Genomic DNA, 7,277 nt, shown 5'->3' with positions numbered 1-7,277 from the left:
TCGCTATGCGATTGCCATCATGGCCTTTAGAATGTTCTTTATTGGCTGGACCAATATAATGGGAATTCAAATCTTGATTCCTCACAATAAGAATCGTGAATTTATGCTATCAACAACTATTCCAGCTGTTTTTAGTGTGGGCTTGAATCTCCTCTTGATCCCGCCTCTGGGCTATATTGGAGCTTCAATTGTATCTGTTGCGACTGAAGGTTTGGTCTGGCTGATCCAACTCTACTTTACACGTTCGTATCTAAAAGAGGTCAAGATCTTTCCATCTATGCTGAAAATACTTCTAGCAGCACTCCTGATGTACGGCGCCTTGTATTCTGTACAAGCTTTCATGCACTTCTCGTCTGTTGTGAATGTCTTGATCTATTCTCTGCTTGGCTTCCTAGTCTACGGTGGCTTGGTTTTGGTCTTACGTGTCTTGGATTTTCAAGAACTAAAAAGTGTTTTAAAGAAATAAGGAGATTTTATGTACGATTATTTGATTGTCGGTGCTGGCTTGTCAGGTGCAATCTTTGCCTACGAAGCTAACAAACGTGGCAAGAAGGTGAAGGTGATTGATAAACGAGAACATATTGGTGGGAATATCTATTGCCAATCTGTTGAAGGAATCAATGTCCACAAGTATGGGGCTCATATCTTCCATACATCTAATAAAAAGGTATGGGAATATGTCAATCAGTTTGCGGAGTTTAACAATTATATCAATTCTCCTATTGCCAACTATCAAGGACATCTTTACAATCTGCCTTTCAATATGAACACTTTCTATGCTTTGTGGGGGACAAAGACACCCCAAGAAGTCAAGGACAAGATTGCTGAGCAGACGACACACATGCAAGATGTTGAGCCTAAAAATTTAGAGGAACAAGCCATTAAGTTGATTGGTACGGATGTTTATGAAAAGCTAATCAAGGGCTACACCGAAAAGCAATGGGGGCGTTCTGCTACTGAACTACCACCCTTTATCATCAAGCGTTTACCTGTTCGATTGACCTATGATAACAATTATTTCAATGACCGTTACCAAGGGATTCCAATTGGTGGTTACAATGTCATCATCGAAAAGTTGTTGGAAGGAATCGAAGTAGAGCTTAATATAGATTTCTTTGCTGATCGTGAGAACTTGGAGGCTTCAGCGAATAAGATTGTTTTCACGGGGATGATTGATCAGTTCTTTGACTATAAATTTGGTGAACTTGAGTATCGCAGTCTCCGTTTTGAGCATGAGATTCTGGACCAAGAAAATTATCAAGGAAATGCTGTAGTCAACTATACTGAACGTGATATTCCTTATACGCGTATCATCGAACACAAACATTTTGAGTTTGGGACTCAGGCCAAGACCGTTATTACTCGTGAATATCCAGCAGATTGGAAAAGAGGAGATGAGCCTTACTATCCAATCAATGATGCCAAAAACAATGCCATCTATGAACAGTATCTAGCAGAAGCTGAGAAAAATGGCCACGTTATCTTCTGTGGTCGCTTGGCAGATTATAAATACTATGATATGCATGTGACTGTTGAACGTGCATTGGATGTGGTAGAAGAAGAACTAGGGAGTATCTAAAAACATCACAGATAAAGGGGAGAAAAGGTGAAATATTATCTGAAGGATTCATTTCTGCATAATGCACACGAAAAGAATGCAGGGAGTAAGGCGCGAAATGATGTGGAAGCTATTCTAATCTCAGAGGGTTATGAGGGCTTGGAGCTCAAGGTTGAGAATTGGTATAAGATGAATTTCTTTAAAGCTCAACAACACAAATATCGTGCGACCAAGTCTGTGTTTGATCAGTTGGGAGCCGGAGATGAATTGGTGATTCAGTTCCCTATTATCCACCATACATTTTTCATCTCACAACTCATCAAGCAGGCGCAAAAAAGAGGAGCAAAATTCTATCTTTTGATCCATGATATTGAAACCTTGCGTCATGCAGCAGGTTCGGAAGTGAAATTCCGTCATAAAGTGCGCAATTACTTCCAGGAAAAGAAAGCTTTGATGTCAGTGGATGGTATTATCGTTCATAACGATATCATGAAGAAAGTTTTGGTAGGTCAAGGAGTGCCAGCAGATAAAATGGTTAGCTTGGAAATTTTTGACTACCTGATTCCTAACTTTGAGGGGCAAGCTGTTCCTCAAAAAGACCAGCCTATTATCGTAGCTGGAAATTTAAACCCTGCAAAGTCAGGTTATCTTTATAACTTGCCAGACCAGCCAGCCTATAACTTGTATGGAGTGGGCTATGATGAAAGTCGTGCATTGAAAAACACTAGCTACTTTGGTTCCTTTATGCCAGATGACCTACCAGCTGCTCTTGAAGGTAGTTTTGGTTTGGTGTGGGATGGTGATAGTTCAGAAACTTGCCAAGGTTCTTACGGAAATTACCTACGTTTTAACAATTCTCACAAGGCTTCTCTTTATTTGGCGTCAGGTTTCCCACTAGTAGTGTGGAAGGAATCGGCTCTGTCCCACTTTGTACTGGACAAACAGTGTGGGGTAGCAGTTGATTCTTTACATGACCTCCAAAAGGCACTAGACGATTTGACTGATCAAGATTACATGGAACTGTCGGCTAATGCCAGACAAGTAGGAGTAGCGCTTCGAAATGGTGATTATCTGAAATCGGCTATTTCTAAATTGAAGTAAGAATTTGAAGCTACTCATTAATCAGTTCGTTAGAAAGGTTACTTCATTATGAAAGGTATTATTCTTGCGGGTGGTTCGGGAACGCGCCTGTACCCACTTACTCGAGCTGCGTCAAAACAGCTGATGCCGGTTTATGATAAACCCATGATTTACTATCCTTTGTCAACCTTGATGTTGGCAGGGATTAAGGACATTTTGATCATCTCAACACCACAGGATTTACCCCGTTTTAAGGACCTGCTCTTGGATGGTTCCGAATTTGGGATCAAGCTTTCCTATGCGGAACAGCCTAGTCCCGACGGACTTGCTCAGGCTTTTCTTATCGGTGAAGAATTTATCGGCGACGATAGTGTTGCCTTGATTTTAGGCGATAATATCTATCATGGGCCTGGTTTGAGCAAAATGCTTCAAAAGGCAGCCAAGAAAGAGAAGGGTGCGACTGTTTTTGGCTACCAAGTGAAGGATCCAGAGCGTTTTGGTGTGGTCGAGTTTGGTACAGACATGAATGCTATTTCCATAGAAGAAAAACCGGAGAATCCTCGCTCTAACTATGCAGTGACAGGTCTTTATTTCTATGACAATGACGTTGTGGAGATTGCCAAACAGATCAAACCAAGCGCTCGTGGAGAGTTGGAAATCACAGATGTTAACAATGCTTATTTGAAGCGTGGGGATTTGTCAGTTGAAGTTATGGGACGTGGTTTTGCCTGGCTGGATACAGGGACGCATGAGAGCCTGTTAGAGGCCTCCCAATATATCGAAACGGTTCAAAGGATGCAAAATGTTCAGGTTGCCAATCTGGAAGAAATTGCCTACCGAATGGGTTATATCAGCCGCGAAGATGTGCTGAAGTTGGCGCAACCTCTCAAGAAGAATGAATACGGGCAGTACTTGCTTCGTTTGATTGGAGAAATCTAGATGACAGATAATTTTTTCGGCAAAACACTTGCGGTGCACAAGATTGATGCCATTCCAGGTTTGTTAGAGTTTGACATTCCGGTTCATGGTGACAATCGTGGTTGGTTTAAGGAAAATTTTCAGAAAGAAAAGATGCTACCGCTTGGTTTTCCTGAAAGCTTCTTTGCTGAAGGAAAACTGCAAAACAATGTCAGCTTTTCTCGCAAAAATGTTCTTCGAGGCCTCCATGCTGAACCTTGGGACAAGTATATCTCAGTAGCAGATGGTGGCAAGGTTCTGGGTTCTTGGGTTGACCTACGTGAAGGTGAGACTTTTGGAAATGTTTATCAGACCGAGATTGATGCAAGTAAGGGAATCTTTGTCCCTCGTGGCGTAGCCAATGGTTTCCAAGTCCTCTCGGATACAGTTTCTTATAGCTATCTAGTTAATGACTACTGGGCACTTGAACTCAAACCGAAATACGCCTTTGTCAACTATGCAGACCCAGCTTTGGGAATCCAGTGGGAAAACCTAGCAGAGGCAGAAGTTTCGGAAGCAGATAAACATCATCCACTGCTTAAGGATGTCAAACTACTAAGAAAAGAAGATTTGTAAAGTATGAAGGAATTTTTAGAATCTCGAGAATTTAAAAAAATAAAATTACATCTGGGATTATCAATTTTTCTCTTGTCTTTGGTTGCGACTATAAAAGGGGCAGTTAATTCAGGAAATACATTTCAACTTTTGGAATGCTTATCAATTGGTGTGTCAGCATTTTTGATTAGTTTTGTGGGAATGTTTGGAAATGAAAAAAATTTTGATGATTGGAAAGGACTTTTTAATAAAAAAAGTAAGGGGGAAAAAATATTCTTTCTTATAAGCCCAATTGTTTTGTCATTTTTAGTTTTTGTTTTTTATTATTTATTTAATGAAGTTCCTGTTTTTTTTGAATGGTTGAATAAAGCACTTGTTTTACCTCAAGAAGATCATTTGATAATAAATATTACTGATATATTTATATACTTTGTGACTTTAGTATGGAACTTTGTATGTTATATAGTAACTAGTATGATGATTTCAATGGAATTAACATTTATTGGGATAATATTCTTTGATAGAATTTCAGAGTATTATTCACAGATTGGAGAAAAGAAAATCAATGACTGAATACAAAAATATCATCGTGACGGGTGGAGCAGGATTTATCGGTTCTAACTTTGTTCATTATGTTTATAATAACTTTCCAGATGTTCATGTGACAGTACTGGACAAACTGACTTATGCGGGGAATCGTGCCAATATTGAAGAAATTTTAGGTGATCGTGTTGAGTTGGTTGTTGGAGATATTGCTGATGCAGTCTTGGTAGACAAGCTGGCAGCTGAAGCGGATGCTATCGTTCATTATGCGGCAGAAAGTCACAATGACAACTCGCTCAATGATCCGAGTCCCTTTATCCACACCAATTTCATCGGGACCTACACTCTTTTGGAAGCAGCACGTAAATACGACCTTCGTTTCCACCATGTGTCAACTGACGAAGTCTATGGGGATCTCCCTTTGCGTGAAGATTTGCCTGGTCATGGAGAAGGTCCTGGTGAGAAGTTTACGGCTGAAACCAAGTACAATCCAAGCTCGCCTTACTCATCAACCAAGGCAGCTTCAGATCTGATTGTCAAAGCTTGGGTGCGCTCTTTTGGTGTCAAAGCGACTATTTCCAACTGTTCAAACAACTATGGTCCTTACCAGCATATCGAGAAGTTCATTCCGCGCCAAATCACCAATATCTTGAGTGGTATCAAGCCAAAACTCTATGGTGAAGGTAAGAATGTCCGTGACTGGATCCATACCAATGACCATTCTTCAGGTGTTTGGACGATTCTGACTAAAGGTCAAATCGGTGAAACCTACTTGATTGGTGCGGATGGTGAGAAGAACAATAAAGAAGTGCTAGAGCTGATCCTCAAGGAAATGGGACAGGCAGCTGATGCTTATGACCACGTGACAGATCGAGCTGGTCACGACCTCCGCTATGCCATCGATGCTAGCAAACTTCGTGATGAACTAGGGTGGAAGCCAGAGTTTACCAACTTTGAAGCAGGTCTCAGAGAGACCATCAAGTGGTACACAGACAACCAAGACTGGTGGAAATCTGAAAAAGAAGCCGTCGAGGCTAACTATGCCAAGACGCAACAAGTAATTAACTAATCAGATACTAAAAAGCAAGAGACTTTGAGTTCTCTTGCTTTTTATGTATGTCGTAATCTGTTATTTTCTTACTTCTTGTTTATAAAACTCTTTAAGGGCATCTTGCCAGCTTGGAATGACGAAACCTGTCGCCTTCGCTTTGGCCAAACTCATTGTTGAATTGAGGGGACGTTTGGCCTTTGCAGGAAACTTGCTGGAGTCTACTGGAACTACTTCAACATCACTGTCTTTAAGAATCTCGACAGCGAAGTCATACCAAGTGGTGTCTTCAGCTGCGTCATTTGATAAGTGGTAGTAGCCAAATGCTTTTTGATTTTCAGTCAAGTAGGTCATAAACTCAGCCAGGGTACGTGTCCAAGTTGGGCGGCCGTGTTGGTCGTTGACAACAGTGAGAGTTTTATGGGTTTTGGCAAGATTTTGCATGGTAAAGACAAAGTTTTTGCCATAATTTCCAAAGACCCAAGCAGTACGGATGATATAATGTTGTGACGTAAGGCTTTCAACAAGTTCCTCACCCATTCGCTTGGTACGTCCGTACTCTGTTTGCGGATCAGGTAGGTCATCGACTTCCCACTCTTGTCCGACGGGTTTCTTCCCATCAAAGACGTAGTCTGTTGAGATATAGACCAGAGTAGCTCCGTATTTCTCAGAGGCCTTGGCTACATTTTCAGTTCCAGTTACGTTTATGGCAAAATCCAGTTCTTTTCCCTCATCTTCTGCTGCATCAACAGCAGTATAAGCTGCACAATGATAGACTAAAGTTGGCTTAATCTCAGCAAAGACTTTCTCAACCATTTTAGCATTAGTGATATCCATTTCGGCCACATCCACTGCAACATAGTCCACATTTCGTTCATCTAGTAAATAACGTAGTTCGGTACCGAGTTGACCATTTGAACCTGTAATTAATATCATTGTCTTCTCCTTAACTTTTCTTCTATCTAATCATAGCAAAAAAATGATAAAAAATCTGATTTTCGGTCCTTGTTTTGCTGGTTTAAGATATAAAAATATAGTATTAGAGAATCATAATTTTATAATAGAAAACTTATTTTTCAGAATTTACCAAATTAATTCAAAAATTCTGAAAATTTTATTGACATGTTTCTGAAAAGGGACTATAATGGGGTGAAAGTTTTAAAGGAGAAAACAATGAAAAGTTCAAAACTACTTGCCCTTGCGGGTGTGACGTTATTGGCAGCTGCGACTCTTGCAGCCTGCTCTGGATCAAGTTCAAATGCTAAAGGTGAGAAAACATTCTCATACATTTACGAAACGGATCCTGATAACCTAAACTATTTGACAACTGGTAAGGCAGCTACAGCAAATATTACTAGTAACGTTATCGATGGCTTGCTTGAAAATGACCGCTATGGTAACTTTGTACCGTCTATGGCTGAGGATTGGTCTGTATCTAAGGATGGATTGACTTATACGTATACACTCCGAAAGGATGCAAAATGGTATACATCTGAAGGTGAGGAGTATGCAGAAGTTAAAGCTCAAGACTTTGGA

Annotated in this window: 8 protein-coding genes and 1 pseudogene; 8 read left to right on the top strand and 1 reads right to left on the bottom strand. The window is 40.4% G+C overall.

Annotated features, from left to right (window positions below; all coding sequences use genetic code 11):
- The 7 genes and pseudogenes from HMPREF0849_RS03175 to rfbB all read left to right on the top strand — a co-directional run.
- Window positions 1-466, top strand: a pseudogene (locus HMPREF0849_RS03175) (polysaccharide biosynthesis C-terminal domain-containing protein); the annotation flags it as partial.
- 9 nt (window positions 467-475) lie between these two features.
- Window positions 476-1,579: a UDP-galactopyranose mutase gene (gene glf, locus HMPREF0849_RS03170; protein WP_000272513.1), complete on the top strand. Its 1,104-nt coding sequence runs from the start codon at window positions 476-478 to the stop codon at window positions 1,577-1,579.
- 27 nt (window positions 1,580-1,606) lie between these two features.
- Entirely contained in the window at window positions 1,607-2,659 is a 1,053-nt protein-coding gene (locus HMPREF0849_RS03165) for a hypothetical protein (RefSeq protein ID WP_000878649.1), read from the top strand.
- Window positions 2,660-2,707: 48 nt separating this feature from the next.
- Entirely contained in the window at window positions 2,708-3,577 is an 870-nt protein-coding gene (gene rfbA / locus HMPREF0849_RS03160; RefSeq protein ID WP_000676124.1) for a glucose-1-phosphate thymidylyltransferase RfbA, read from the top strand.
- A complete protein-coding gene (locus tag HMPREF0849_RS03155; protein WP_000131468.1) occupies window positions 3,578-4,171 on the top strand; it encodes a dTDP-4-dehydrorhamnose 3,5-epimerase family protein in 594 nt (197 codons plus the stop codon).
- 3 nt (window positions 4,172-4,174) lie between these two features.
- Window positions 4,175-4,723 carry a hypothetical protein gene (locus tag HMPREF0849_RS03150; protein WP_000657668.1) on the top strand — a complete coding sequence of 183 codons (549 nt, stop codon included), beginning with the start codon at window positions 4,175-4,177 and terminating at the stop codon, window positions 4,721-4,723.
- Window positions 4,716-5,762, top strand: coding sequence for a dTDP-glucose 4,6-dehydratase (gene rfbB, locus HMPREF0849_RS03145; protein WP_000141516.1), 1,047 nt, complete (start codon window positions 4,716-4,718; stop codon window positions 5,760-5,762). Before HMPREF0849_RS03150 ends, rfbB begins: the two co-directional genes overlap by 8 nt.
- A 60-nt stretch (window positions 5,763-5,822) precedes the next feature.
- Here rfbB and rfbD read toward each other — a convergent pair whose 3' ends face one another.
- A complete protein-coding gene (gene rfbD, locus HMPREF0849_RS03140) occupies window positions 5,823-6,677 on the bottom strand; it encodes a dTDP-4-dehydrorhamnose reductase (protein WP_000600927.1) in 855 nt (284 codons plus the stop codon).
- A gap of 237 nt (window positions 6,678-6,914) precedes the next feature.
- Between rfbD and HMPREF0849_RS03135 the strand changes: the two genes are divergently transcribed.
- On the top strand, window positions 6,915-7,277 hold a 363-nt coding region (locus HMPREF0849_RS03135), incomplete at its 3' end, for an ABC transporter substrate-binding protein (RefSeq protein ID WP_232202894.1).

It is taken from the genome of Streptococcus sp. C300 (assembly GCF_000187645.1).
Taxonomy (GTDB): domain Bacteria; phylum Bacillota; class Bacilli; order Lactobacillales; family Streptococcaceae; genus Streptococcus; species Streptococcus oralis_CQ.
This window is presented reverse-complemented; position numbering and strand designations above follow the sequence as displayed.

Coding starts and splice junctions, on each gene's coding strand:
- glf (WP_000272513.1), top strand. CDS start 476: ATGTACGATTATTTGATTGTCGGTGCTGGCTTGTCAGGTGCAATCTTT.
- rfbA (WP_000676124.1), top strand. CDS start 2,708: ATGAAAGGTATTATTCTTGCGGGTGGTTCGGGAACGCGCCTGTACCCA.
- HMPREF0849_RS03155 (WP_000131468.1), top strand. CDS start 3,578: ATGACAGATAATTTTTTCGGCAAAACACTTGCGGTGCACAAGATTGAT.
- HMPREF0849_RS03150 (WP_000657668.1), top strand. CDS start 4,175: ATGAAGGAATTTTTAGAATCTCGAGAATTTAAAAAAATAAAATTACAT.
- rfbB (WP_000141516.1), top strand. CDS start 4,716: ATGACTGAATACAAAAATATCATCGTGACGGGTGGAGCAGGATTTATC.
- rfbD (WP_000600927.1), bottom strand. CDS start 6,677: ATGATATTAATTACAGGTTCAAATGGTCAACTCGGTACCGAACTACGT.